This window comes from Mycolicibacterium canariasense (genome assembly GCF_002101555.1).
Classification (GTDB): domain Bacteria; phylum Actinomycetota; class Actinomycetes; order Mycobacteriales; family Mycobacteriaceae; genus Mycobacterium; species Mycobacterium canariasense.
This window is the reverse complement of sequence record NZ_LQOL01000099.1, coordinates 151,518-176,767: the sequence shown is the minus strand read 5'-3', so window position 1 is coordinate 176,767 and position 25,250 is coordinate 151,518. Positions and strand designations below refer to the sequence as shown.

27 protein-coding genes and 1 pseudogene are annotated in these 25,250 nt (G+C 66.4%); 13 read left to right on the top strand and 15 right to left on the bottom strand.

The window, feature by feature from the left end; all coding sequences use genetic code 11:
* Nucleotides 1-223: 223 nt before the first annotated feature.
* The 3 genes from AWB94_RS32265 to AWB94_RS32255 all read right to left on the bottom strand — a co-directional run bounded on the left by AWB94_RS32265 (nt 224) and on the right by AWB94_RS32255 (nt 1,555).
* Nucleotides 224-457 (bottom strand): hypothetical protein, encoded by a 234-nt coding sequence (locus AWB94_RS32265; RefSeq protein WP_131805297.1) that lies wholly within the window; start codon nt 455-457, stop codon nt 224-226.
* A 27-nt stretch (nt 458-484) separates the two neighbouring features.
* On the bottom strand, nt 485-1,144 hold the full coding sequence (locus AWB94_RS32260; protein ID WP_062656890.1) for a GNAT family N-acetyltransferase: 660 nt from the start codon (nt 1,142-1,144) through the stop codon (nt 485-487).
* Between the two features lie 75 nt (nt 1,145-1,219).
* Nucleotides 1,220-1,555 (bottom strand): hypothetical protein, encoded by a 336-nt coding sequence (locus tag AWB94_RS32255; protein ID WP_131805298.1) that lies wholly within the window; start codon nt 1,553-1,555, stop codon nt 1,220-1,222.
* 263 nt (nt 1,556-1,818) lie between these two features.
* On the opposite strand from AWB94_RS32255, the pseudogene AWB94_RS35960 reads away from it, so the two are divergent.
* A pseudogene (locus AWB94_RS35960) lies at nt 1,819-2,126 on the top strand (hypothetical protein).
* Here AWB94_RS35960 and AWB94_RS32245 read toward each other — a convergent pair.
* The 5 genes from AWB94_RS32245 to AWB94_RS32225 form a co-directional block, all read right to left on the bottom strand.
* A complete protein-coding gene (locus AWB94_RS32245) occupies nt 2,107-2,328 on the bottom strand; it encodes a hypothetical protein (protein WP_131805299.1) in 222 nt (73 codons plus the stop codon). The pseudogene AWB94_RS35960 and the gene AWB94_RS32245 sit on opposite strands and share 20 nt — an antisense overlap.
* A gap of 106 nt (nt 2,329-2,434) precedes the next feature.
* Complete coding sequence (locus AWB94_RS32240) at nt 2,435-3,109, bottom strand: helix-turn-helix domain-containing protein (RefSeq protein WP_062656893.1); 675 nt, start codon at nt 3,107-3,109, stop codon at nt 2,435-2,437.
* A 587-nt stretch (nt 3,110-3,696) separates the two neighbouring features.
* A complete protein-coding gene (locus AWB94_RS32235) occupies nt 3,697-3,915 on the bottom strand; it encodes a hypothetical protein (protein ID WP_131805300.1) in 219 nt (72 codons plus the stop codon).
* Between the two features lie 14 nt (nt 3,916-3,929).
* Nucleotides 3,930-4,184 (bottom strand): hypothetical protein, encoded by a 255-nt coding sequence (locus AWB94_RS32230; RefSeq protein ID WP_062656895.1) that lies wholly within the window; start codon nt 4,182-4,184, stop codon nt 3,930-3,932.
* A complete protein-coding gene (locus AWB94_RS32225; protein WP_131805301.1) occupies nt 4,181-4,513 on the bottom strand; it encodes a hypothetical protein in 333 nt (110 codons plus the stop codon). The genes AWB94_RS32230 and AWB94_RS32225 overlap by 4 nt, the downstream gene beginning before the upstream one ends.
* Before the next feature lie 339 nt (nt 4,514-4,852).
* Here AWB94_RS32225 and AWB94_RS32220 point away from each other — a divergent pair, with 339 nt between their 5' ends.
* A complete protein-coding gene (locus AWB94_RS32220; protein ID WP_062656897.1) occupies nt 4,853-5,047 on the top strand; it encodes a hypothetical protein in 195 nt (64 codons plus the stop codon).
* A gap of 646 nt (nt 5,048-5,693) precedes the next feature.
* Here the strand turns inward: AWB94_RS32220 and AWB94_RS32215 are convergent.
* On the bottom strand, nt 5,694-6,488 hold the full coding sequence (locus AWB94_RS32215; protein ID WP_062656898.1) for a hypothetical protein: 795 nt from the start codon (nt 6,486-6,488) through the stop codon (nt 5,694-5,696).
* Nucleotides 6,489-6,755: 267 nt separating this feature from the next.
* Here AWB94_RS32215 and AWB94_RS32210 point away from each other — a divergent pair, with 267 nt between their 5' ends.
* Entirely contained in the window at nt 6,756-7,013 is a 258-nt protein-coding gene (locus AWB94_RS32210) for a DUF3297 family protein (protein WP_062656899.1), read from the top strand.
* Between the two features lie 190 nt (nt 7,014-7,203).
* Here the strand turns inward: AWB94_RS32210 and AWB94_RS32205 are convergent, their stop codons facing one another.
* The gene (locus AWB94_RS32205; protein ID WP_062656900.1) at nt 7,204-8,214 is read right to left on the bottom strand and encodes an amidohydrolase family protein; all 1,011 of its coding nucleotides are present in this window, start codon (nt 8,212-8,214) and stop codon (nt 7,204-7,206) included.
* A gap of 554 nt (nt 8,215-8,768) precedes the next feature.
* Between AWB94_RS32205 and AWB94_RS32200 the strand changes: the two genes are divergently transcribed.
* Both AWB94_RS32200 and AWB94_RS32195 read left to right on the top strand, forming a co-directional pair.
* Nucleotides 8,769-9,230, top strand: coding sequence for a (2Fe-2S)-binding protein (locus AWB94_RS32200; RefSeq protein ID WP_201029545.1), 462 nt, complete (start codon nt 8,769-8,771; stop codon nt 9,228-9,230).
* Nucleotides 9,227-11,353, top strand: a complete 2,127-nt coding sequence (locus AWB94_RS32195) for a xanthine dehydrogenase family protein molybdopterin-binding subunit (RefSeq protein WP_062656902.1) — start codon at nt 9,227-9,229, stop codon at nt 11,351-11,353. The genes AWB94_RS32200 and AWB94_RS32195 overlap by 4 nt, the downstream gene beginning before the upstream one ends.
* A 365-nt stretch (nt 11,354-11,718) precedes the next feature.
* Here the strand turns inward: AWB94_RS32195 and AWB94_RS32190 are convergent, their stop codons facing one another.
* From AWB94_RS32190 to AWB94_RS32180, 3 genes are all read right to left on the bottom strand, one after another.
* Entirely contained in the window at nt 11,719-12,519 is an 801-nt protein-coding gene (locus tag AWB94_RS32190) for an RsiV family protein (protein ID WP_109762250.1), read from the bottom strand.
* An 87-nt stretch (nt 12,520-12,606) separates the two neighbouring features.
* Nucleotides 12,607-12,951, bottom strand: a complete 345-nt coding sequence (locus AWB94_RS32185; RefSeq protein WP_062656903.1) for a hypothetical protein — start codon at nt 12,949-12,951, stop codon at nt 12,607-12,609.
* Nucleotides 12,948-13,565: a hypothetical protein gene (locus AWB94_RS32180; protein WP_062656904.1), complete on the bottom strand. Its 618-nt coding sequence runs from the start codon at nt 13,563-13,565 to the stop codon at nt 12,948-12,950. Before AWB94_RS32180 ends, AWB94_RS32185 begins: the two co-directional genes overlap by 4 nt.
* 224 nt (nt 13,566-13,789) lie before the next feature.
* On the opposite strand from AWB94_RS32180, the gene AWB94_RS32175 reads away from it, so the two are divergent.
* On the top strand, nt 13,790-14,128 hold the full coding sequence (locus tag AWB94_RS32175; RefSeq protein WP_062656905.1) for an RNA polymerase-binding protein RbpA: 339 nt from the start codon (nt 13,790-13,792) through the stop codon (nt 14,126-14,128).
* A gap of 3 nt (nt 14,129-14,131) precedes the next feature.
* Here AWB94_RS32175 and AWB94_RS32170 read toward each other — a convergent pair whose 3' ends face one another.
* Nucleotides 14,132-16,204, bottom strand: a complete 2,073-nt coding sequence (locus AWB94_RS32170; RefSeq protein ID WP_062657047.1) for an FUSC family protein — start codon at nt 16,202-16,204, stop codon at nt 14,132-14,134.
* 170 nt (nt 16,205-16,374) lie between these two features.
* On the opposite strand from AWB94_RS32170, the gene AWB94_RS32165 reads away from it, so the two are divergent.
* Nucleotides 16,375-17,331: a helix-turn-helix transcriptional regulator gene (locus tag AWB94_RS32165; protein ID WP_084395171.1), complete on the top strand. Its 957-nt coding sequence runs from the start codon at nt 16,375-16,377 to the stop codon at nt 17,329-17,331.
* Between the two features lie 6 nt (nt 17,332-17,337).
* Here AWB94_RS32165 and AWB94_RS32160 read toward each other — a convergent pair whose 3' ends face one another.
* Entirely contained in the window at nt 17,338-17,955 is a 618-nt protein-coding gene (locus tag AWB94_RS32160; RefSeq protein ID WP_062656907.1) for a VldE C-terminal domain-containing protein, read from the bottom strand.
* Between the two features lie 98 nt (nt 17,956-18,053).
* On the opposite strand from AWB94_RS32160, the gene AWB94_RS32155 reads away from it, so the two are divergent.
* From AWB94_RS32155 to AWB94_RS32130, 6 genes are all read left to right on the top strand, one after another.
* Nucleotides 18,054-18,440, top strand: coding sequence for a DUF4267 domain-containing protein (locus AWB94_RS32155; protein WP_062656908.1), 387 nt, complete (start codon nt 18,054-18,056; stop codon nt 18,438-18,440).
* A 94-nt stretch (nt 18,441-18,534) separates the two neighbouring features.
* Entirely contained in the window at nt 18,535-18,879 is a 345-nt protein-coding gene (fdxA, locus tag AWB94_RS32150) for a ferredoxin (RefSeq protein WP_062656909.1), read from the top strand.
* Between the two features lie 43 nt (nt 18,880-18,922).
* Nucleotides 18,923-20,230 (top strand): acyltransferase family protein, encoded by a 1,308-nt coding sequence (locus AWB94_RS32145; RefSeq protein ID WP_062656910.1) that lies wholly within the window; start codon nt 18,923-18,925, stop codon nt 20,228-20,230.
* A gap of 10 nt (nt 20,231-20,240) precedes the next feature.
* Nucleotides 20,241-22,586: a Tex family protein gene (locus AWB94_RS32140; protein ID WP_062656911.1), complete on the top strand. Its 2,346-nt coding sequence runs from the start codon at nt 20,241-20,243 to the stop codon at nt 22,584-22,586.
* Nucleotides 22,587-22,906: 320 nt separating this feature from the next.
* Nucleotides 22,907-24,193 carry a DUF7159 family protein gene (locus AWB94_RS32135; RefSeq protein WP_062656912.1) on the top strand — a complete coding sequence of 429 codons (1,287 nt, stop codon included), beginning with the start codon at nt 22,907-22,909 and terminating at the stop codon, nt 24,191-24,193.
* A 117-nt stretch (nt 24,194-24,310) separates the two neighbouring features.
* Nucleotides 24,311-25,243, top strand: a complete 933-nt coding sequence (locus AWB94_RS32130; RefSeq protein ID WP_062656913.1) for an SAM-dependent methyltransferase — start codon at nt 24,311-24,313, stop codon at nt 25,241-25,243.
* Nucleotides 25,244-25,250: the final 7 nt, after the last annotated feature.

The following is a 25,250-nucleotide window of genomic DNA, read 5'->3' as shown; positions in this document are numbered from 1 at the left end:
ACACACCCAGCCAACCAGACACCCCAATCACAGGCCGACAGCAGCTGACCGTTCTACACCCTCAATCATGAAGAGCCGCATAACGGATCGAAAGTCCTTTCCCCGCTAGGCGTTCCCCCAAGAGGGGAGAGCGCCTACCACTGACGGGGCGGAGCGTATCGACGCGTGGCAGTTACGCGATCCGAAACCGCATCAAATCCGCCGAACGGTGGACACGAGCCGACTAAAGGCCGACCTCGACCGGTTCGTTGTAGCGGAGCAGACGCACAGATTCTTCGTCCAGGAACGTGACCTTCACCCCTTGGCCGGTTTCGGTGAGCGTCTGTACGTATCGCCACGGGGCATCGTCGGAGTTCGATACCCGCATGAGGATGTTCGTGCCGCGGACAAGCTTGCCGAGATCGCGGGCCATATAGATTTCGGTCCGGTCCGGTTCTTCCATGCCATCGAAAAACATGCCACTGATCATGAGCCCACCGGCGATCTAGATTCCCATCGGGTCAGCAAGCATCTGCCTAAATGCTGCCGCCCAAATCTCAATGCCGTCGCCAAAAATTTGGATCTCAGCGGGCGAACCGTCCCGAAGTCGTCCATCCCAAGTTTCACACCAAACTAGGAGCTTCTCGAGTGTGTAGGGGTACGCGAACGCAAAGACGTCACCTCGCACCATCCCGTCTTCGTCTTGTCGGAGACCCGGGACAACCGCGCCAGGAATTTCGATCTGTCTCTGATGAGGGAAGCCCAAATGCGTCTCGATAACCCGTCTCGGATTGTCGTTCTGCGAATGGACGTGGGAAATGATGGCCTCGTGTCGGGATAGAGGCTCCTCGTCAAAGAGCAGCTGAGCCAAAGTCACTCGCATCAAGGTGATACCGATCGAGCGACCGCGTGTGTTCGTCGCGACCATGAGGCCGCCAAGTTCCCAGAACTTGTCGTCCTCGTCGTCTTCGTCCCAGTTGTAATAGCAGAGGCCGAGATACTCACCGTCTTCTTTGGCGGTGAATACCCGGCCGTCATTTGCCAATTGCTCGTACTGGTTCCACGATCGAGGAAAGAGCATGTCGTTCGCGCCAGCGAAACCGCGATGCCACTGGAATACTTCTCTTGCCTCGGCCGGGTCAGCGTGGGCGAACACAACTGTCATGGTCGATGACAATAGCGAGCAGCCGACGTCCGTTTACGTGGACATGCCGGTGTCGCGTCAGCGTGGACGCGTCAGTTACGCAGACGCGTCCACGACCGACGCTGTGTGCTGCCTTAATCTGTCGTTCGCGACCTTGCGAAGCGCGCGAAAGACGGCAGGACGACCCAAAATGTGTGGGGCGGACAGACCAGCAGCCCAACGGCTGATGGTCGGTCGGCTCGTCTTAAAGAGCTTTGCGGCGGACTCTTGGTCTAACTCCAATACGCGGATAGACAGCGCAAATAGCTCGCTGAATTCCTCGCGCTTGACATCGCGATTCTCGGCATCCACCAAGATCGCCTTCAATTCCTCCAGGCTCGCCACCCGAGCAGCCTCAGCTTCGGTCAGACGATCAATTGCCAATGTTGCCATGGCCGTCTCACTCCTTCGGGTTTCGTGCACCCACCCCGGGTTGGGGGGCTGCATGAAGTACAGTATGCACGCAATGCAACGATCGGTCAACACAAAACACGTCGAGAACCGCCTGGTCAGAGCCGTGATTTGTATTACTCTACCGTTGCAATCTGCACATGTCACGCGATAGCCCCCGTGGGGGAGTCAAGTCTGGGCGAGTCATGGGACTTCTGCTCGAAACCGTGGCGTTAGACCCCGCTATTCGAACGTATGATCGAACGGTGGGTGACCTTCAGGCGATCGGGTACTGCGGTCAGCCCGTCCGCGAAGTCTTCCGACGGGTCGACCCACCACGCATTGTGCTGATCGACCTCGGCCGCCTCTTCCCGCGTGAGCCGCACAGTGATGGCCGCTACCACCCGTTTGGGCTGCAGATGCACGCCGTCGTCGAGGGTGAGTTGACGTGCTGGGGGTCTGCGAGCAGGGCGCCTGGTGGGGCCTCGTCACGTACCTGATCAAGTTCGGGCCGAACGCGCGGCCGGTCACGCATTGGGTGCCGGCGTGGACGCTTAAGGCGAAGCCGGAGTGACCTCGTCAACGTGCACGGTGACGTCGAACGAGTCGGCCGGGACGTCGAGCCAGGTTGCGATGAGGTCCCGCGCCATGGGTTCGGCTTCGGTCAGATTCCGTGCTTGCGTCGGCAGCCCAACCTCAGGGTCGTTGCCGAGCCCTGGGACTCGGATGACCCAGTACCGTTCGCCGTGGTGGGCATACGCGTCATACGTCTTCACTTCCACCGCCTTGTCCGATCGGCCCGTCACTCGTAGGGGCTGGTGACGGACTGATTCAAGTAAGGCTAGCGCGCTTTTGGAGCGCTGACTGCGCCAACTCCCGCGGCTACATGGGGCGCAACGTGAACCGATAGTCGCCGCGGTTGCCCCTGACCTCGTAAGCGATCAGGTTTCGACGTACCAGTGACTCGACAACCTTTCTAGCGTCGCCGTCGACAACAACCTCTCGCTCTCGACGCACGCGCTCCAATAGTTCGATTTGGGGTTCGGTGAGTGGCGGCATGTTGAAGATGACTGCCTCCGATTCAGGCTTCACCATCTTGTAGCTGATCGGCGACGGGGGAGGTGGCTGGGGCGATGGGTGGCGCCGGCCGTAGCGTCTCGCGTACTGAGTGGTCCCGGGTATCTCAGCTCTCGTGTGATACAGCCAGGATCGCCGCGTCATGCCGCCGTAGGGCTTCCCATTGATGATCGGGGCATCTGGATCGGACTCCTGTTCCGCTACTGCGACGCGCTTGCTACTCGACGGCCGCACATTGTTGCGGCGGCGCTCGATGAGGTCTTCCACATCGGCATGTGTCATGCGCCAGCGGCGGACGGCCTTGTAGGCAGAAACCTTGCCAGCGCGGATTTGGTCATTGAGCCATCTGACGCCGTTCGGTATGTCGTCGGGTGAGAGCACCAGTGCTGCAACCTCTTCGAGGCTGTATGTGCGAATCAGCGGGGCCCAATCAGTTTGTGACTCCACCGGGTCCGGTTCGTCCGGTGTGTACATGTTCATGTGGTCCGATGATCAAGCATCAGCATCCACACGGCAACGGGTAAGGGGACTGCACGAGGAGGCTGCGTACCTTTTTGCCGGCGCTAGCAATATGGTCGCGACCAGCCACGTTGCCGGACCCAGCAAGTTGGCCCGACCTTTCGCAGATGCGAAAAGATGGCAGCGGGGTCTGGGCCTAGGGCTTCAACGTCCGGACCTTTTTTACTGTCGTCAGTAAAAAGGGTGCCGGCCGGCCCCAACGCGTTCGTGACTGGTGATGCCAGCCCCCCGCTGACAAGGGTCACATTCTGAATGCGACCCATACCGTCCGCGATGGGGTAAGCCTGGCTTAGGGCATCGGGATCGAGCGTTTGTCGGCAACCTACAGCCGTGATGGCTGTGGTTGCCCATGACCTGCCCAGGGTGTCGACGGCCCAGCAAGTTGGCTGAGTTTTCCGGTCTACACCGAAAGACTCAGGTGGCAGGCCCCAGCAAGTTGGCTGACCTGCGGAATTCAACCAGCAGCAGGGGTGTCCACAACCGTGGACACCCCTGCCGTCTTGGTCGGATTTGAAATCCGACCCCTCGCTCTTGCCCGAGCGGGAGAGTCACTTGGTTATGACCTTGAGCTTTCGCCTCCCCGGCGGATAGGGCGGCTCTACGTCAGCCCGGGCTGCTTGAGTAAGGGCACGACAGTGCGCAGGCTCCATCGCCGCGATACATGCCCGCAGTTCCTCGGCGGGCATGTCGAGCCAATCAATCTCACAGAGCATTGTGCCCGCCAGCCAACGCAGGTGCGCCAAGTGCTGTTCGCTGTCGTCGTTCACCGCAGGATCCGTCGTCACTTTGCACCCCCGACGGCATGCAGCTTGATGACCGGTGCCGGTGGTGCCTTCCGTGCCATGGCCCGCTCGTACGCCGGCCGAAGCAAGGCCGCGAGTGCGATGACGTCGTGGATCGTCAGGTCGTCGTATGAAAGATGTTTGAGGATGACCTCGATCTCGTCCTCGAATTGGTCGCGCGTGGTTTCGAGGATCCGATCGACCTGCTGACGCTCGCGCGCGGTCATCAGCGTTGCATCGCGCCCCGTGGTCATCGCTGCACCCACCGGTCAAGCTCGGTGACGCAATCCAACAATGCTGCCGCCAGCTCGCGGGCCTGGTCGACGTTCAGCCGAGGCAGGCAGTCCCGGTCACCCTGGCAGACATAGATACCGGGGGACGAGACCTCGTCGTCCTGGATGGAGCCGTCCGCGAGCTGGACGACCATCGGATACACCGTGGCCTCGTGGTCGGTGATGTGGCGGTCAGCACCGCAGATACCGCGGTAGGCCTGCTGGCCCTCGATGTGGTCCTCCCACTGGCCGACGAGGTCGGCGCCGACTGGGGGAGCGATGGACGGAAGTGTTGCGCTGTTTTCGCGCATGGGAGTAGGCTCCTCGTGGTTGAAGATGATCCCCGCTGATAACGGGGCGAAGATTTCAGAAGGCGGCTCCCTGGCAGGGGAGCCGCTTTCTTCGTATGCGAGGTCGAAGTTCAACGCCCCAAAGTTGGGGAGTCGTCACAGAGATGACGCGACGCGCCGGGAGGCGCGCGGCTTTGAGGCATTGCAGGCGGGGGAGACTGTGTCATCACTTTATCTTTTATGCAGGTGAGAGACTACGAAGAGTTGTAGCGTGCTGTAGGTAACATACTGTAGCGCGCTACAAACCGAGATGCGGAGGAATGTCATGAACCGGTTGGCCGCTCCTAGACTTCTTCGCTTGTGGAGCATCTCGCGTTGATCAGGCGCGCGGCCAAGCAGCGCGAGAATCGACGCCAGGCATTCGATGCGGCGGATGAGGAACTCCGCCGGCTCATCCGCGAGGGATTCGAGCAGGGGCTTTCAGGGGAGCAGCTCGCGGAGGCTGCCGGCCTGTCGCTGTCACGCATTTACCAGATCCGCGACGGCCGGCGTTAGTACCCAAACGCTGACCCAAACCAGCGGTAGATTACCCCTGTGTTCGTGCTTGTTCGCGCATGTTTCTGGCGGACGATCTGCGTTGCGCCACAAGGGATGTGGGTGTCTTCGCGAACATGGGCGAACATCCCTGCGATGCCTGGGGGTCAAGTGGTCGCAGGTTCAAATCCTGTCAGCCCTGTCGGCTCCGGTTGAAAAGTGAGCAGGTAGTTCCGGGGTGGGTTGCTCAGGATTCGACCGGAGCCGACACAGCCCGACGTTCAAAACCATCTCTGACCAGTGTCGGAGCGGGTTTGTTGTTTTCCGGGTGTGGGCAATGCGGCGGCCGTGGTCAGGATTTCGCGTGATGCGCTCGGCCCTGAGGAGACCGGCAGTACACGTATGTACGTCCTTTTCGGGAAATGTCCCGGGAGATTCGCGGCGGCGATGCCCTCGGGGTGCCCGCCGACGAGGTCTGCTTCTCGGCTCGCCAGCCCGCCTGACCGGTAGCACCCGCGCGAGGCGCGGCGTTCGGTCAGCATCGTCTACGGCATCGGAGTATCGGCCCTCGACATTGTGCATCCTCCGGGCGAGGCCATCGGCAGGGTAGACCTGACGGGCGGAAACTAACAGCTGCAGGCGGTGGATCGACCACGCAGGCCGCAGGTCAATGCATGTGGTCGTGGTCTTGGTGGTCGTCGAGCGGCGTCGCTGTCGGAAGCGGCTCACTGATCGGCACGGGCGTAGCCTGTTCAGACGCACCGCCGGACCCAGGGGCGGGCGCAGGAGCTTCGACCGGGCGGACCACAGACGGGGGAGACGCCTGCTCTGGGTCGTGACTGTGATGGTCGTCGCTCTGCTCTGAACCGGTTCCGTGGTGATGAGGCCCTGCTTCGGCCCCGGCTGGGGCGTGGTGGCCGTGCCGGAGACCCGAGGCAGCGCCCACTGTGGACGCCAGCGCGACGACCCCGAACGCGCCAAGGAGCACCATGGCGCTGACGAAGGCGGACACCGGTTGTCCTTGAAGGCCGCGATGCCAGACCCAGCCAGCGCCCATGACGACATAGATCTGGAGCAGCAGCGCGCACAGGTCCGCGGCTTGGATCAGTTCGGCTTGACCGGCGTGGGGACCCAGTGGCGCTCCTGCGGTTCTCGACACGGTCCAAAGCGCAACGACGGCAAGATTGACCATGATGCCAAGGGCCAGCACAGGGGTGGTGGTTCGAGTCAGTACTAGCCGCGCCCACAAGAGTTGGAACAGCGCGATGGCCGCGAAAAACAAGCCTGCCGGCATCCATTCATGCCAGTGGTTGGGAACGACCGCGAAGTGGATGACAGAAGCGCCCAGCGAGGCGAGCGCGGCAAGCCGAGCCGCCAAGCGGCTGTCGGTTTTCTTCGCTGCCCTAGGCGCCACCGGACCAGGATGACACCACCACCCTCGACGGTGGCTGCATGACGCCACATCTCGACCCGACCGAGATCCATTTGTCATCAACTACTGCCGTCCTACGTAGATGGATCGATGCGACGTCTCGTCTGTGAGTCTCAACTCCCGCCATCAGGCGACAACAACGGCTCCTCTTGAGGCCTCGCCGATGCGGCGACAGCGCACTGTGCGGTTCGCGTCCCAGGTAGCGCGTCACCAGTGAAACCGACCCGCGATCACCCGGTCGCGTAGGTTCTTGGAGGATCAAGCCCGAGACCTACGTAGCATCGAACGAAAGCCATCATGTCCCAGGATCAGAACACAGACGTTCCGCCGAACCACCTCTCCATCGATCCGCGTAGCGCCTTCTATGACGAAGAGGCGCTCCGCCGCGACGTGGGTATCCGCTTCAATGGCGTGGAGAAAACCAACGTGCACGAATACGACGTTGCCGAGGGTTGGGTGCGGGTGGAAGTGCCGACTGCCAAGGATCGCCGCGGAAATCCGATGGTCGTCAAGCTCAGCGGCACGGTTGAGCCGTATTTCCGCCAACCGGAGTAGCGGGCCCCTTGGGTTACCGGCGCCGTCGAACCGATGCGTGGCGGGGCCCTTCCGCGGTACTCGTCGAATCTGCGGTGTTGCCAGACGTTGTCATCGCCGGTTGGAATCCGGCTGCCCGGCAGAGGCCGCCCGAAGCGACTTCTCCGTTGTCATTGGTTTTCGGGCACCGCGATCGATGCGTGTCGACGCATCACGCGTCGGGGGTGCTCTGCCCTGTTGCACGGGCGGTGAGTCGTTCCCAGTTCCCGGACGCGATGGCGGTGCGCTCCTCCGCCGTCACCGGCAGGTTTTCGAGGAATGTCCGTGCTGCGCCGCCGGAGTTGTCGACGTAGGGGTAATCCGTTGCCGTCATGATCCGGTCCGCGCCGACGACCTCGGCCGCCCAGCGGAAGTAGCGCTCGCTGAGAATGCCGCTGCCGGTCACCCACACGTTCTCACGCACCACTTCCGATAAGGGGCGCTGCAGGTGCAAACCGGTCCGCTCGAGGGTCGGCTGCCACCGTTCGAGATAGAACAGCACGAGCTCACCCCAGTGGCCGAGGACAACCTGCAGGCCGGGGTAGCGGTCGAAGACACCGCCGATTGCCATGCGCAGGAACTGTATGCCGGTTTCGTAGTGCCAGCCGATCGCCGGCGAGGACAGGACGAAGTCCAGGTCGCCAAAGCCCGAGTAGTAGGCGTCGCGGACCGCCGCGGGGGGCTCCTGGGGGTGCAGGTAGATCGGTGCCCCGAGGCGTTCGGCGACCTCATACAGGTCGTCGAACACGCGGTTGTCCATGCTGAGGTCACCGGTACGACCGTTGATCAGTGCGCCGGGGAACCCGAGTGTGCCGACAGCGCGTTCCAGTTCGGCGGCGGCCGCTGCCGGGTCCGGAGTGGGGATCGCCGCGAAGCCCTGCAGCCGGTCGGGGTGCGCCGCGACGACGCCGGCCAGCGCGTCGTTGGTTTGCCGCGCCATGGTCACGGCGTCCGGTGCGGACAGATTCTGCATGCCGGGCGAGGTGAGCGAGAGGACTTGCACATCGACGCCTTGATCGTCCATCGCGGCGATCCGCTGCTCGCCGGTGTCCAGGAGCGCCCGCTGCACGTGGCGCGCCCGCGTAAGCACGCTGTCTGCCTCGTCAGTTCCGTCCGGAGCGTCCTGCCACGCGTGCATGAGCTCGGGGACGACGAAGTGTTCTTCCAACGCGATGATCTTCACGATGGTGCTGCCTTCCTCTCGTGATCGGGTCGGTCTCCGAGCGGGTCGGGTTGTCGAACAGCGCCGCTTCCTGTCAGCATTCGCCGATTCATCGATGTTCCGGAGTCCGCTGAACAGCCCGGAGAACAGCGGCGGCGCCGTTGAGCATGCGGCGTACGAGCACCTCCGTTGACATTGCCGCCGGCTCGATCACGCCCACTGATCGGCCACCGCCCATCAGCGCTAAACCTACACGTGTCAACTAGTTGAATGCTGTACATCACCTGTGAGACAGGATCATTGGGCACGGCGGGTCGCCTACAACATCCCTTTCGTTGCCGCCGAAGCCTTGTCGAACATGACGCCGACGTCGCCGGAGGATCAGGATCATCAGGGATGGCCGACTGCGCGCTGTGGGTGGGAAGTTTCGCCCCTGCTCGCCGGTTGCAAAGTACACATCCATCCCCATCGACATGCCGGTGTGTGAGAGACACCGGCCGACACCGTCGGGTAAGGCCCGTGTTGTCGAACAAGCGTGACGGCCGATCGGCATCGAGAGGAATGAAATGCATGCGATGCGAGTGAACGGCACCGAACACGTCGTCGAGGTTGCCGACGACACACCGCTGATCTACGTACTGCGGAACTATCTGAATCTCAAGGGAACTCGCTTCGGATGCGGTCAAGGGCTGTGCGGGGCATGTCTGGTGTTGATCGACGGACACGCCGACTACTCCTGCAACGTGCCGACGTGGGCGGTGGCGGGGCGGTCGATCACCACCGTCGAAGAGATCGGGTCCGACGCCTCCAATCCCGTCGCCGGCGCGTTCGTGCGGGCGCAGGCGGCGCAGTGCGGCTACTGCATTTCGGGCATGATGGTCGCGGCGACGGCGCTACTCCGGCACAACGCCAATCCATCCGAGGATGAGGTTCGGTCTGCACTGGACCGCAACCTGTGTCGGTGCGGAGCGCACAACCGCATCGTCCGAGCAGTGCTCTCCGCTGCCGCAGATCTGCGCTCGAGCGGTGCGCAGTGAACGAGTTGCCCCCGTCGCTGCGTGCGAACCCGAGACTGGATACCTGGTTGCGCGTAGATCGCTCCGGCATCGTCGAGGTCCGCTCCGGCAAAGTCGAGCTGGGCCAAGGTGTCTTGACGGCCTTGGCCCAGATCGTCGCCGAAGAACTCGATATCGACGTCGGCCGAATCAGGATGGTCGCCGCCGACACCACACGAAGCCCGAACGAGGGATACACGGCGGCCAGCGTGTCTGTGCAGCAGTCCGGTGCTGCCTTGCGGGCCGCCAGTGCCGAGGCGAGAGGGATCTACCTCGAGCGGGCGGCCACGTGTCTGGACGTCGACGTTGCGGTATTGCGGGTTACCGACGGGGTGATCGTCACGCCGGATCAGCGCCACACCAGCTACTGGGAGTTGGCTGACGACGCGCTGCTGGCTCGAGATGCAACAGGCGCATTCGGTGCCAAATCACCCGAGGAGTACACCGTCGTCGGCACTGCCGTTCCGCGAATCGACCTGCCCAGTTTGGTTTCTGGGTCACCGCGGTTCATTCACGACCTCGCTATGCCGGGGATGCTGTACGGACGGATCGTGCGTCCGCCCTCCCGCGGGGCGACGCTGACCGGATACGACGTCGAGGACTTCAGCCACGAGACCGGCATTGTCGCCGTTGTGCGGGACGGCAACTTTCTCGCCGTGATCGCCGACTGCGAAGAGACCGCCGTCTCGGCCGCGGAGAGACTGCGTCAGCACAGCAGCTGGGACGAGCGAGCGACGCTGCCCGACGACAACGACCTACCGGCCTTCCTCACCACCACGGAGGCGTCCGAAACCGTGCTCGCGGAGGTGAAGGGTATCCAATCTGCGGCTCCGGCCCACACGCACGAAGCACAGTTTCACCGCCCGTATCTGGCCCACGCGGCCATGGGCCCCTCATGCGCCGTGGCCCGCTACACGGCCGGTGCTGCTCCGCAGCTGGACGTGTGGACACACAGCCAAGGCGTTTTCGTGCTGCGGCAGGAACTGGCGCGGGCCTTCGACATGAACGAGGACGACGTGGTGGTGCGCCACGTCAACGGTCCGGGCTGCTACGGCCATAACGGAGCAGACGATGCCGCGATGGATGCGGTGATGCTGGCCCGGGCCGTTCCGGGGCGTCCCGTCCAGGTGGTGTGGTCGCGGGCCGACGAACTGACCTGGGCCCCGCTGAGTCCCGCGGCGGTGGTCCGCATAGCCGCCGACCTCGACGCCGGCGGTGACGTGGTGGCATGGCGTCACGAGATCTGGGGCAGTAGCCATAACACGCGACCCGGATTCACACCCGGCATCGCGTTGCTCGCAGCCAGCCACCGCGACGGCGGACAGGAGATCACCGCGTCGCCCGAAGGACCCCAACTGCTGGCTCATGGCGGCACCGCGGGGCGCAATTCCGTTCCGGGATACGCTTTCCCGCAGTACCGCGTGACGAATCATGAGCTGACCACCATGCCGATCCGGACATCGGCGATGCGCGCCCTCGGTGCCTTCGTCAATGTTTTCGCGATCGAATCCTTCATGGACGAGCTCGCCGAGCGTGCCGACCGAGACCCGATCGAATACCGGCTCCGCCAGCTGGCCGATCCTCGCGGCCGGGAGGTGATCGAGACCGCTGCGCGGCAGTTCGGGTGGGCGGAATGGACGCCGACGGAGTCGTTCGGCCGCGGAATCGGCTACGCGCAATACAAGAACAGCAGCGCATACTGCGCGGTGATCGCCGAGGTGGAGGCGGTTACCGAGGTGCGTGTGCGCCGCTTGGTCATCGCCGTCGATGCCGGCCTGGTCGTCAATCCCGACGGCGCGATCAATCAGATCGAAGGCGGGGCCATCCAGGCCACCAGCTGGACGGTGAAGGAGCGTGTTCGATTCAACGACGTCTCCGTGACCAGCGACACGTGGGAAAGCTACCCGATTCTGCGGTTCACCGAAGTGCCACAGGTGGACGTGGTGCTCGTGCCAGGAAACGCCAACCCCAGTCTCGGGGTAGGGGAGACAGCCCAGGGCCCTACCGTCGCCGCGATCGCCAACGCGGTCTACGACGCGCTTGGTGTCCGCGTACGAACCCTGCCGCTGACCCAGGATCAGATCGTCGCGGCAATGCCGGATTGACGATTGCGGTCGGGGGGTCAGCGGCACCGGTGGCAGGCGTGCGGCGTCACCCGGGGGGTATCGGGCAACGGAGGGCACCACCCAACGGGGTCGCTTCCGTGCCAGGGAAATTCGGTTGCGTCGCCGCCCCGTGTGATCTTCACTGAAGAGATGCATGAGGGGGAGAAACTGCTATTGCTGGGTGCCGCTTCGCGGCGGCAACCGGTGCCGTCAATCGGCTGGGATCGACTGCATCCCAGTGTGTTCGGTGCGCTGTGGGGGCGGCACGGCGGTCATGTCGAGGTTAGCGGCGCCGCGGCTTGGGTGCTCCACGCGGAGGCAACGCGGTAGACGCCCCGCGAAAGGGCGCTTTCAGTGGAACGACGTCACGCGATCATCGGATCGATCTGAGACCGCGGTACCAGCACGTGCAACGGTCCCGCCGAGGCGGGCAGCAACACGCCCTGGTCGAAGAAGAAGATCACCCCGTCGTTGACGACCGCGAAGTTCTGATAGTTGGCCGGGTTGTACAGCGCGGCTTGCGAGAACGGCAACGGCGCCGGGGGTGGGGGCGGGGTGGTAGTCGTGCTGGTGGTGGGCGTGGGCGTGGTTGTCGTCGTGGCCGGCGTGGGCGGGGCGGCCGGCGGCGGGGCCAGCTGCTGTTGCAGTTCGGCCTGGACGATCGGGGCGACCGTCTTCAGCGGATCGTCCACCCGCCATAGCGGCGTGTTCTGCTTATCGTCAGGCGCGGCCGTGTAGGTGATCGACTTGCGGAAGCTCTGGTCCCAGTTGAATGCCTTGTACGTGCGTTGCGGCCCGCTGCCGACATCCTGGGTGACCGAGAAGACCACGGCCTGCGTGCCGCGCGGCGGGACCGACGAGTTGTACTCCGTCGGCGTGATGCTCAGTACGTACGGCGTGGTGCGCGCCGCGCCGGATTTGGCCGAGTTGAGGAACGCGTCGCGGGTCTGGGAGATGTAGTCGGCGACCGACTTCTGGTCCGGGTAGTCCAGCGGAATGCTGATGTCGACGCTGTACCCGGGGTCGGACAGCTGGATCTCGCACGTGCTGCCGGTGTTGCCGCCCTTGAGGTCGGCGCAGTAATCCTTGGGTGCGGCCGCGGCCACACCGGTGGAACCGAACATCGCGGCAACCGTGACAGCCACGGCCACGCTGAGAGAACGCATGGGTAATACCTCCAACCAAATGCGGCAACGCACCGCGACCCCAGATTAACGTGCGAGGTGCCAGCAAAGCTGGCAGGGTGCGCCGGTTCAGGCCCCGCGGCCCATCGCACCGGTGTCGGACCGCGGGCGAACCAGCTCGACGCCGTCACCGACGTTGACGGTGACCACCGCCGTCGCCTGGAACAGCCCGTAGAAGTCGTCGGTCCTGGCGAAGGTGTGTGCGCGGGCGAACAGCGGTTGCACGTCGAACACCCGCACCCGCAGTTTCTCCCGGCTGAGCCGGCCGAGCTCGCGGCCCGACTCCGGGTCGGTGATCACCTGATCCGACTCACCGTGCACGGCAAAGATCATCCCGGGCGTCACGCCGGCCTGGGCGCCGCGGTTGATCACCAGGGTGTAGTCGTCCTCGATGAAGGCCACCTGACCGTTCACGACGCCGCCAGCGTGGAACCGGCGCGAATCCGCGGCCGGGAGCTGCGCTCCTCGATCGACAGCAACGCGTCGATCTGGCCGGCCGGTTCCTGCTCGGTACCGAGCGTGAGATCGACCGCCGTCTTGGCCTGGAAGAGCGCGATCATGGCGTGCTGGTGGCGTTCGGCGCCGAAAGCGTTGAGCGCGAAGGTGAGTTTCTTGTCGACGTACTCGACCGAGCGCTGCAGGTCCGACGTCGCGGGTTCGGCCGGTGCGCCGTACCAGCGATGCGTGAGAACGCCCAGGCTGAAGGCGCACACCGGCACCACCACGACGACGCAGGCCACCGCCACCGCGCGGGGAAGGGCGATCGCACCGACGATGCCGAGCAACAGCACCACCGCCGCCAACGTGATCATCCGCAGTTTCGGCGGCACGCCCTCGACGGCACGGGCCAGTTGCCGGGCCGCGCTCACGCCGGCCTTGGCCGCCAGCCGACCCGCCTCGTCGACGTGTTTGCGGGTCACCGGGGATGTCGGCATCGACCAGACCCGCCGCCGGGACTCCGCGGCCTGCGGTTCACCGGCGGGCTCGGGAGCGGGCACGCCTGCTGTCACATTCGCATCATCAGCCACACCTGTATCATTCCGCGTTTGCCGCCCATAATCCGGTTCGGCACGCCGACAAACCCGGCGACAGGTCTGCGCGTAGACTCCCAGACGAGAACCTCCGGTCAACGGGCATAGCAGGCATACAGTGCGCCAAAGGTGCGTAGCGGTTCGTCGTCGAACACCACTTCGCAACCGAAAGGCCTTGCCGTGCAACGCTTTCCCCTCCAGTCCACCGGCGGTCGCTGACCATGGTCGACCGTCGCCTCAAGGGCAGTCGCCTGGGAGCGGTCAGCTACGAGACGGACCGCAACATCGACCTGCCGCCGCGCCAGGTGGCGCGGTATCGCACCGCCAACGGCAGCGAATTCGACGTACCGTTCGCCGACGACGCCGACATCCCGGGCACCTGGTCATGCCGTAACGGCATGGAAGGCATCCTGGTCAACGGCGAGGCGCCGGCGCCGAAAAAGGTCAAACCCGTGCGCACGCATTGGGACATGGTGCGCGAGCGTCGCACCATGGACGATCTGGAAGTGCTGTTCAAGGAACGCCTGAAGATCATCGAGACGCTGCGCCGGGGAAAGTAGCGCTCACTCCCGCGCCACCTCGGTCAGCGCCCGGTCCAGATTGTTCAGTGCCCGCACCGCACCCCGCACCGGTCCCGGCGGGATGTCCGAGGAGCCCATGACCTCCATGATCATCGCCGTGGTCGGTGTCTCCGGCGAGGCGGCATCGGCCCCGGCCACCAGTTGCTTGACCTCGGCGACGGTGGAGCACACCCGGTCGGCGGCCTTACGCAACGCGACGGCGGTCGCCTCGGGCGGCGCGGTCTCCGGGTCCGCCCGCGCGGCATTCACCCCGGCACGGGCCAGGGCATGCGCGGAACGGTTGCCGGCCTGCAGGCCGCGCACCAGCCGTTGAACACCGCGGCGGCTGCGCACGGCGGGCCCCATCTGTAACGGCTTGCCCGCCTTCACCACCTCCTGCAGCGCGTTGTCCAGGCTGCGGGTCTCGGCCACCAGATCGGTGTCCCCACCCGGCGCCAGCACCGACGCGATGCCCGCGTCGATCACCTCGGTGAGCCGGTCGAAGTACTCGCCGGTCTTCTCGATGAACGTCGCGCGGGTCCCCGTCGTGAACACGAAGAACGCCGACGCGATGCCGACCAGACCGCCGACCGCGGTTTCCACCACGCGCAGCTCGAGCACCTGGATGCTGAAGTTGCCCAGCAGCCCGTACAACATGGCCAGCACCACGGTGACGAAGAACGTCAGCCAGGCGTAAGCGACGGTGACCAGATAGAACGCGCAGAACACGCAGACGACCAGCACGATGATCTGCATCGGCGGGTTCTGCCCGATCAGCGTGGCCAGCAGCACCCCCGCCACCACCCCGGCGACCGTGCCCACGATGCGATGCCCTGCGCGGGTGAGGATTTCGCCGCGCGTCGAAACCCCGGTGAACACCAGAAACGCCGTCAACACCGCCCAGTACCAGCGATCCGGCGAGATCAATTCGCCGAGCACGGTAGCCGCCGACGTCGCGACGGCCACCTGGATGGCGGCCTTGGTGTGCGTATCCAAACCCGTCGGCGTGTCCGGTTCGGGGGCTTCGGGTTCCGGCTCGGCCGCGTCACTGGTGCCCAGGGCGTTGGTGGTGATGTGATGAATGGCGAGGTGAGCCTGCAGCGCACGATAGGCCACCACCGTGGCGATACCTTCCGGGGTCGACGCGTCGGCACGGTCGGCCGCCGCTGCCGCTGCCTTTCGGGCGGCGCGAAGTTGATCTTCGGAAGGGTTGTGCTGCAAACAGATTCGCAACGCGGCAAGGGTGTTGAGCAATCCGTCCGGCCATTTGCGGTCCGGGTCCAAGCTCCACAGCAGGCTGGCCAGTTGTTCCACCGAGATCTGGGCGTCGAACACCCGCAGTGCCAGATCACCGCTGGTGACGCTCAACGTGCGTGCCGCGTCGTGGCGGTCGAGCCAATCGTCGATCATCAGGCCGGTATCGCCGAGCCGGTCCAGCCGGCGCCGCAACACGAGTCCGGATTGCTCGGTCCGTTCGGTGCTGATCGCGTCCAGTACGGAGAGGGACACCCCGCGCAGCGCGCGCACCAGGTGACGGACTTCGGCGCGCGGGCGATCGGGGAAGATCAGCGTCCGCACGAACAGCGTCGCGCCGATCCCGACGCCGACGGCGGCGGCCAGGATCGGGATCTGGCCGGGCGTGGCGTGGATGAACAGGGCGAAGAAGTACGACATGAACGCGACCATCCCCAGTGCATTGCCGCGCGGGCCGTATCGGCGCACCCAGACCGCGGCGAACAGCACCGCGATGAACCCGACGTCGGCCACCCACCCGAACGGGGACAGCACGGCGGCCAGCGCCACGGCGCCGACCGCGGGGAAGGGGAGCAGCAGGGTGGTGATGACCCGGTGATGCTGTTGCTTGTCCTTGACCGCGGCCGAGGACTGCATGGCCACGATCGCGCCCAGCATCGCCACGGTGACCGGCTGATGGGTGACCCTGGTGAACGTCAGCAGCGCGATGATGGCCAGCACCAACGACAATGTCGTCGCACCCGCACTGCGCAGCCGCAATCTGCCCGGATCGGAATCGACGATGAATCGTGCAGCGCGGTCGCGAAGCGCTGACGGGTGCATCGCTCGATTGTCCGTCACCGCACCGCGCGTGCGGTCACCGGTGCCTCGCGTTCCGCGGCTTCGCGCACCCTCCTCGTCGGCCGCCAGCAGCATCCGCCGGGCCCAGGCGACCGCCGAGACCAGCGGTTTTTCGTATCGCGGATATCGGGTATCCAGAACCAGGAGGTTTGGTGCCAAGTGTGCTGGTGGATACCGACGACCTCGGCGTCGCCGAGGCCGCGCTCAGCGCGAACTACGCCAAGATCCGAATGTCGGCCGTAGCGGCACCGAGCACCTCAACCCGCATCACGTCCGCCGAGATCGGCAAGGTGGCCGCACACCGCAGCGAATTCGGATTCAGCTTCCGATACGAGATCGATCCCCTGGACAAGCTCGCGATCTGCCTGGTGGAAGCCGGTGCGGTGGAGCAACGCCTGCCGGGCCGATCACCGGAAACCGGTGGGCCGGGGGACGTGATGGCCGCCGGTGTGCGCGACGATCTGTCGTTCAGCGGCTCGGTGCGGGCAGGCCGGTTCAGCCAGCTGCTTCTCGACCGCACCTTGTTCGACGAGGTGGCGGCGACCGGACCGCGAGACGACGGTGCCCCCATCCGGTTGACCGCCCTGCAACCCGTATCCGCGCAGGCCAACGCGCACCTCGCCGGGCTCATCGCCTATGTCCGCGACAACGTCGCCACCGACCCGTTCGTCGCCGAGAACCCGATGGTGATCGGCGCCGTGCAACGCTACGTGGCGGCAAGCGTGCTGTCCGCGTTCCCCAACACCGCGCTGCTGGAACCTACCGCCGGCGACCGCCGTGACAGCACCCCGGTGCTGCTCCAGCGTGCCATCTCGTTCATCGACGACAACGCCCACCGCGACATCTCACTGACCGATATCTCCCGGGCCGTCTACGTGACACCCCGTGCGCTGCAATACATGTTCCGTAAGCATCGCGACTGCACACCAACCGAATACCTTCGGCGGGTGCGCCTGCACCATGCCCACCTCGACCTGATCACCGGCAACCGTGCCGCCACGACGGTCGCCCAGATCGCCCGCAAATGGGGATTCCTGCACACCAGCCGATTCGCCGTGTACTACCGCGAGGCGTACGGGCAGAGCCCGCATGTCACCCTGCGCGGGTGAATCCGGCTAGGACTGCATCGAACTCAGGTAGTAGGTTTCGTGCCCGGTGGGGTAACCGCCGCCGTCGGTGGCGATGTGGACATGGTCGAAATGATTGGCGGTCTCGTTGCCGTAGTCCGCGGTCCAGCTGGGGGCACCGATACCGGGATAGAACCCCTGCCGCCAGATCACGTGCACCACACCCCAGCGTTCGGCGTTCGCCAGCGCGTAGCCGGCGATCTGGTTACCGAGTTCGATGCCGGCATCGGAGTGGTAGTCCGGAATCATCACGTCGATCGCCAGCCCATTGGGGTGCCATTTCAACGGATCCTGCCGAAAGCCGCCGATGGTCTTGATCTCCGGGAACATCATGGCGATGGCGCGTGCCACCCAGATGGTCTTGACCTGCAGCCCGGCCTCGGGTGTCACACCCTTGTCGAGCGGGAAGTCGAACACCCTGGCCTCGTCGGGCGGGGCGCTGGCCGAAAGCAATTCGGCTTTGGTGGTCGTCATGGCCGGCGCGGGTGCGGCCGACGGCCGGGCCTGAGCGCTCGTCTTTCCGGCATCCGGTGCGGGCGTGGTGTTCTGCGCGTAGACGACGGCCGCCGAGACCACCAGCGACGCAGCGAGCGCCAGCCAGCGCATCGCCGGTCGGGCCCGGCGATCGGCTGGCTGCTTTATGCCCACGACTAGGCACTGTAATCAGGCCGTCGACGGCCCACCTGCGTTTTATGCTGCCAGGCATGCCCATCGATCGCGCCGCGCTCGCCGTCGGCGGCATCCGGCTCGCCTCCGGCGTCTCTTTCCTGGTCGATCCGCTGCGCGCCAACCGCTTGTGGGGTGAACCCAACGATCCGGGGCCGTCGGCCCGTCTGCTGCTGCGCTCCATGGGGTATCGCGACGCGTTGATCGGCGGGCTGTTGCTGACCGCCGGGCTGCGCGGGCGGGACACCCGTGGATGGTTCCTGGCCTCCGGCGGCGCCGACGCTGCCGACCTGCTGGGCGGCGCCAGCGTGCACCACGACCTGACCCGAGGCCAGCGGGTCATCGGTCTGGGCGGTGCGGTGGTCGGGATCGGCGTCGGACTGTGGGGTGCTACTCGGCGGCACACCGAGCGGGCCTCCGATTGAGGACTTTGGTCCCTCGAACGTGAGGACTTTGGTCGGCTGGACCGGGTGCCTTCGGCAGGTGATTGCGGCGCCGGCACTTCGTAGCGTTTCCGGCATGACCTACGTGATCGGAACCGCCTGTGTGGACGTCATGCACAAGTCATGCGTCGCGGAATGCCCTGTCGACTGCATCTACGAGGGTGCTCGGACGATGTACATCCATCCGGGTGAATGCGTCGACTGCGGCGCCTGCAGGATTGCCTGCGAGGCGGACGCCATCTACTACGAGACCGATCTGCCGGAGGACCAGCTGGCGCACCTGGCGGACAACGCTGCCTTCTTCGACGAAGCGCTGCCCGGCCGGGACAAGCCGCTCGGCGCTCCCGGCGGCGCGGCCGGACTCGGCCGCGTGGGTGTGGACACTCCGCTTGTCGCCGCACTGCCGCTCCACATCGCGTAGTCCTACTCATTCCCGACGGCAGGTCTTCGGGCAGGCTGGTCCCATGGCGCTCACCGAACCCGTGACTTCGCTCTCCGACGCCGCCACCCCGGGCCGCGACCGGGCCATCGACGTCGCCCGGCTCGCCGCCCTGGTGGTAGTGATGTTCGGCCACAGCGCGCTGCTGCTGGCCACCATCGACGACCGTGGGCTGCGGATCGGGAACATCCTCGGTGAGCTGCCGGCGCTGGCGCCCATCACCTGGGTGGTGCAGGTGATGCCGTTGTTCTTCCTGGCCGGCGGCGCCGCCGGTGCCTACGGTTGGCATCCCGGCCGAACCTCTTGGGGCACATGGTTGTTCACCAGGGCGCAGCGACTGTGCCGCCCGGTGTTCTGGTACCTGGCGTTCTGGACGGCGGCCCTGGTACTCGCGCGTGCCGTTCTCGGCGCGGAGTCGGCGGCCGGACTCGGCCGCGAATGCGTGGCGCTGCTGTGGTTCCTGGGTGTCTACCTGGTGGTGCTGGCGTTCGTGCCGGCGCTGACCCGGCTGCGCGGCCTGGGCGCCACGATGGCCGTGGTGCTCGGCCTGATCCTGGTCGCGGCGGCGTTCGACGCCCTGCGCCTGGCGCTGGACGACCCGGAAGCCGGGCTGGCCAACTTCGTCGTCGTGTGGCTCATCCCGATGGTCATCGGCGTCGGATACGCCCGCGGGCTGATGCGCCCGCTGGTCGCGCTGGCGGGTGCGGCCGTCGCGTTGGCGGCTCAGGTGGTGCTCGCCGTGACCGGGCCCTATGACGTGTCCCTGGTCGTCACCGGAACCGAGCGGATGTCCAACGTCTCACCCCCGACCACGCTGTTGGCGCTGCACTGCACCTGGATGTCGCTGCTGTTCGTGACCGCGGCCGGGCCCATCCGGCGGTGGGCGCAGCGACCCCGGGTGTGGACCGTCGTCGCGACCGGCAACGGCGGCGCCATGACGCTCTACCTATGGCATATCCCAGCCATCGCGGTGGCCACCTTCGGGCTGCACGCCGTCGGGCTGGACGCCTACGACGTGCACGCCGCCGATTTCTGGGGGCTGCTGGCGCTGCGGGCGGCGGTGTTCGCCGTGGTGATGACCGGCTTGTTCCTGTTGCTGTCGCCACTGGAGCATCGTCGGCTGCCGTGGTGGGACCGGCCCGCTGCCGCCACCGGTGCCCGTTCGGTGGCCGCGGGCGCACTGGTCTGCGCGGCGGGCGTGGCATTGCTGCTGATGGCGAAGTTCGGGCTGAGCGGGCCCGCCGGCTACGGCGCACTGGGCGTGTTCCTGGTGGCGGTCGCCACGGCCCGGCTCGCAGCGGTGCTGCCTCGACCTGTCGCCGTCATTCGGTAGGGTCCACCGCGTGAGTCAGAGCGCAGTGCACCCCGTCAAGTCTGTAAACACCCGTCTCGCTGAGGAACTGGGCGTCGCGGAAGGCCAGGTCGCCGCCGCGGTCGCGCTGCTCGACGAGGGTGCGACGGTGCCGTTCATCGCGCGGTACCGCAAGGAGGTCACCGGAAGCCTGGACGACGGACAGCTGCGCACGTTGGAGGAACGTCTGCAGTATCTGCGCGAGCTGGACCAGCGCCGCGACGCCGTGCTGGCCTCCATCGAGGAGCAGGGCAAGCTGACCGAGGAGTTGAAGGCCGCGTTGCTGGCCGCCGACACCAAGGCCCGCATCGAGGACATCTACCTGCCGTACAAACCGAAGCGGCGTACCAAGGCGCAGATCGCCAGGGAAGCGGGCCTGGAGCCGCTGGCCGACCGGCTGCTCGCCGACCCGTCGGTGGTACCCGAGGAGGCTGCCGCCGAGTTCCTCACCGAGGAGGTCGCCGATGCGGCCGCGGCCCTCGACGGTGCCCGCCACATCCTCATCGAGCGGGCGGCCGAGGATGCCGAGCTGGTGGGGGAGGTGCGCGCCAAATTCTGGGCCGACGGCACGCTGCGTACCCGGGCGTGGTCCGACGACGCCGCGAAAAGCGCTGCCGCGCAGAAGTTCCGCGACTACTTCGATTTCGCCGAGCCGCTGGAGAACATGCCGTCGCACCGCGTGCTGGCCGTGCTGCGCGGAGAGAAGGAGGAGGCGCTCGCGCTGACCTTCGACGGCGGTGACGACGAGGTGTATCAGGCCAGGATCGCGCAGTCGCTCGGGATCGACATGGCGGCGACGGGTCCGGCGACGCCGTGGCTGGCCGCCACCGTGCGCCTGGCATGGCGCACCAAGCTGATGATCTCGGCGTCCGTCGACGCCCGAATCAAGTTGCGGCAGCGGGCAGAAGAACAGGCCGTGGCGGTGTTCGCGCGCAATCTCAAGGACCTGTTGCTGGCCGCACCCGCCGGTACCCGCACCACGCTGGGCCTGGACCCGGGCTTCCGGACCGGCGTCAAGGTCGCGGTGGTCGACCGCACCGGCAAGGTGGTCGACAGCTGCGCCATCTACCCGCACCAGCCCCAGAAGCAATGGGACACCGCCAAGGCCACGCTGGCCGCCCTGATCGCCCGGCATCACGTCGAACTGATCGCTATCGGCAACGGCACCGCTTCCCGCGAAACCGACGCGCTGGCAACCGAACTCATCGCAGATATCCGGGCGGCCGGGGCGCAGGCGCCCACCAAGGCGATGGTCAGTGAGGCCGGCGCCTCGGTGTACTCGGCGTCGGCATACGCCGCGCACGAACTGCCCGACCTGGACGTCACCATCCGCGGTGCGGTCTCCATCGCGCGCCGGTTGCAGGACCCGCTGTCGGAACTGGTCAAGATCGACCCCAAGTCGATCGGCGTCGGGCAATACCAGCACGACATCACCCCCGGCACCCTGGCCCGCAGCCTGGACGCCGTCGTCGAGGATGCGGTGAACGCGGTCGGTGTCGATCTGAACACGGCGTCGGTGCCGCTGCTGTCGCGGGTGTCCGGCGTGACGGAGTCGCTGGCCGAGTCGATCGTCGCGCACCGGGAGAAGACCGGTGCCTTCCCCAGCCGCAAGGCACTGCTGGACGTTCCCCGCCTGGGCCCCAAGGCCTTCGAACAGTGCGCCGGCTTCCTGCGCATCACCGGCGGCGAGGATCCGCTGGACGCCTCCGGTGTGCACCCGGAGTCCTATCCGGTGGTGCGGCGCATCCTGGATCGCGCCGGTGTCACCCTCGGCGAGCTGATCGGCGACGCGCGGACCCTGCGGTCGCTCAAGCCCGGCGAGTTCGCCGACGACCGTTTCGGCATCCCCACGGTCACCGACATCCTGGCCGAGCTGGAAAAGCCCGGCCGCGACCCGCGGCCGGCCTTCTCGACCGCCACCTTCGCCGCCGGGGTGGAGAAGGTCGCCGACCTCAAGGTCGGCATGGTGCTGGAAGGGGTGGTCACCAACGTCGCGGCGTTCGGCGCGTTCGTCGACGTCGGGGTGCATCAGGACGGCCTGGTGCACGTGTCGGCGATGTCGGACCGGTTCGTCTCCGATCCGCACGAGGTGGTGAAATCCGGTCAGGTGGTCCGGGTCAAGGTGGTCGACGTCGACGTCGAACGGCAGCGCATCGGACTGACCTTGCGCCTCAACGACAATCCGCAGGCGCGGCCCGCCAAACGGCCCGAGCGTCCGGGCCGCCCCGGCGGCGAGCGCAAGAACCAGGCCCGGGGCGGCAATGGCCCCCGCCAGGATGCCAAGCCGGCGTCGGGTTCGATGGCCGACGCCTTGCGCAAGGCGGGATTCGGACGGTGACGTGAGCGGCCCGCCCCATGGGTGCCGGAGCTGCCGGACGACGTGTCGCATGGTCGCATCGGCGGAGCAGGTAATCCGTTCTGACGGTGTCCGCGACGCGCCGGTGGCCGGGAGGTGAATATCTGATGCCCGACGGGGGGCGGGTGAGCGGCAGCATGGGTGGGTAACCCGCAGGTAACGCTGCGTCGCGCACGGTCGATGGTTCCAGTACGACATCAATTCGGGCTTTTCCCCGAGATGCCGGGCGGAAGCGAGCAAACTATGCTCGGCGCGGTCGACGGTGCGCCGGTGTGAACAACGTGACAGGAGTTGGACCAGGGGTGAAGACGGTACTGGGTCTGTCGGTGACTTCGGCCGGGGTCGGCTGGGTTCTGGTCGACGGCGCAGCACCCGAATCGGTCACCCTCGATGACGACTCCTTCGCCGTCGAAACCGCTGATGATCTGCAGGTACGCGGGCTGGCCGCGGTCCGGGGTGCGGAAGCGATCGCGACGGCCAGCGGCCACGATGTGGAGTCGATCGGCGTCACCTGGAGTGAAGAGGTCGCCGCACAGGCCGCGCAACTGATCGCGACGCTCAAGGCGGCCGGCTACACCGATGTCCGTTCGGTGCGATGGCCGAACGCGACCCCGGCGCCGTCGGACAGCGCCGCCCACACCGCGGCCGCACGGGCGGTCACCTTGACCGAGGCCGACCTGACGGTGCTGCTCGACGTCGATGTGGAGCCGATCGAGTCCGATCCCGATCCGAGCGACACGGTGGCGGTGCCGCTGCCTCCCGAACTACCCACCACGCGGTTCACCCCGGCCTACGACGCGGCCAAGGCGGTGGCGACCAACGCCGTGCCGGCGTGTTCGGCCGGCGGGACCGTGCACCGGCTGCGCGGCTGGATCACGGATGCTCCGCCCGCCCGGCTCGCGTCGATGGCCGGTGCCGCAGCAATCGCCGCGGTGGTCGGACTGCTGGCGGTCGGGTCGCAATTCGGCGGCCCCGACCGGCCCGCGCCGCTGTCGACGGCGCATCAGCCGGTCAGTCCGGCGGCGGGGACCTCGCAGATCGTCAGCTCGGCGCCCGTTCCCGCACCGCCCGCTCAGGAGATGTCCGTGCCGGAGCCGGCGGATTCCGAGCCCGCCGAGGCGCCGGCGCCGGTGTACTCCGAGCCGATCATGCCGCTCAACGCGGGGCAGCCCGCCGAGATCCCGGTCATTCCCGTGGAGGTTCCGCAGCAGCAGGTACCCGCACAGGTCCCGGTCGCGCCGGAGCCCGTGGTGACACCGTCGGCTCCGCTGCCGCTCGAGCAGGGCACCGGGCCGCTGCCCGGCCCGGCACCCGCCGCGACACCTGCCGCGGTTGCCCCGGCTCCCGCCGCGATTGCCCCCGCACCTGCCGCGGTAACCCCGGTACCTGCCGCGGTTGCCCCCGCACCTGCCGCGGTAACCCCCGCACCTGCCGCGGTTGCCCCGGCACAAGAGCCGCCGCAGGCCACGCCGGTTCCGCCGGCCGCCGAGCCGGTCCCCGCTCCCGCCCCGGCGCCGGTGGATCCCATTCAGGCCGCGATCAACTCGCTCTTCCCGCCGCCGGCACCCGCACCCGCGCCCGCCCCATAAGCCGGGCCGGCGTTACGCCGAGATCGACGAAATGCCGGAACGCACTGGCACTTTCCCGCCCAATTGAACATTTGGGCGGGAACTGCCACCCCGACGATAAGCGTAGTGTGTCTAACTATGGCACGCACTGACAATGACACCTGGGATCTGGCCTCCAGCGTCGGCGCCACCGCGACGGTGGTGGCCATGCAGCGGGCGGTGGCCACGCGCGGTCCGCGACCCCTGATCTACGACCCCTACGCCGAACCGCTGGTGTCCGCGGTCGGCGTGGACGCCTTCACCCGGTGCGCGCGCGGTGAGATCGGCACCGCGGCGGGCACTGCCTTCGATGTGCAGCGGATGTCGGACGGCATCGCCGCACGCACCAAGTACTTCGACGATTACTTCGCCGATGCCGCCGCGGCCGGGATCCGGCAGGTGGTGATCCTGGCCTCCGGCTTGGACGCGCGGGCCTATCGGCTGCGCTGGCCCGCGGACGCGGTCATCTATGAACTCGACCAGCCGCAGGTCATCGAATTCAAGACCGGTGTGCTTGCCGACCAGGGTGCCGTGCCCGCCGTCGAACACCGTCCCATCGGTATCGACCTACGCGACGACTGGCCGGCTGCCCTGCGCGCCCACGGGTTCGATCCCAACCGGCCGACCGCGTGGATCGCCGAGGGGCTGTTGATCTACTTGCCGCCGGAGGCCCAGGATCGGCTGCTGGACAACGTGACCGCCCTCAGTGCCGCCGGCAGCCGATTCGCCGCCGAGAACACCGGGACCATCACCGCCGAGGAACTGCAGAAGATCGCGGATCAGATGAGCACCATGCAGCAACAGTGGCAGGACAGCGGGATCGACGGATTCGACGCGGTCGGACAGATCGATATCACCGAGCTGTTCTACGCCGGTGAGCGAACCGAGTCCGCCGCGTTCCTCGCCGACCGCGGATGGGAGGTCCGGCTGCACAAGAATTCCGAGCTGTACGCGATGTACGGCCTGCAGGATCCGATCGACGGCTTGTCGCCGTTCGGTGACATGACCTACCTGACTGCCATCCTGGGTTGAGGCGCAG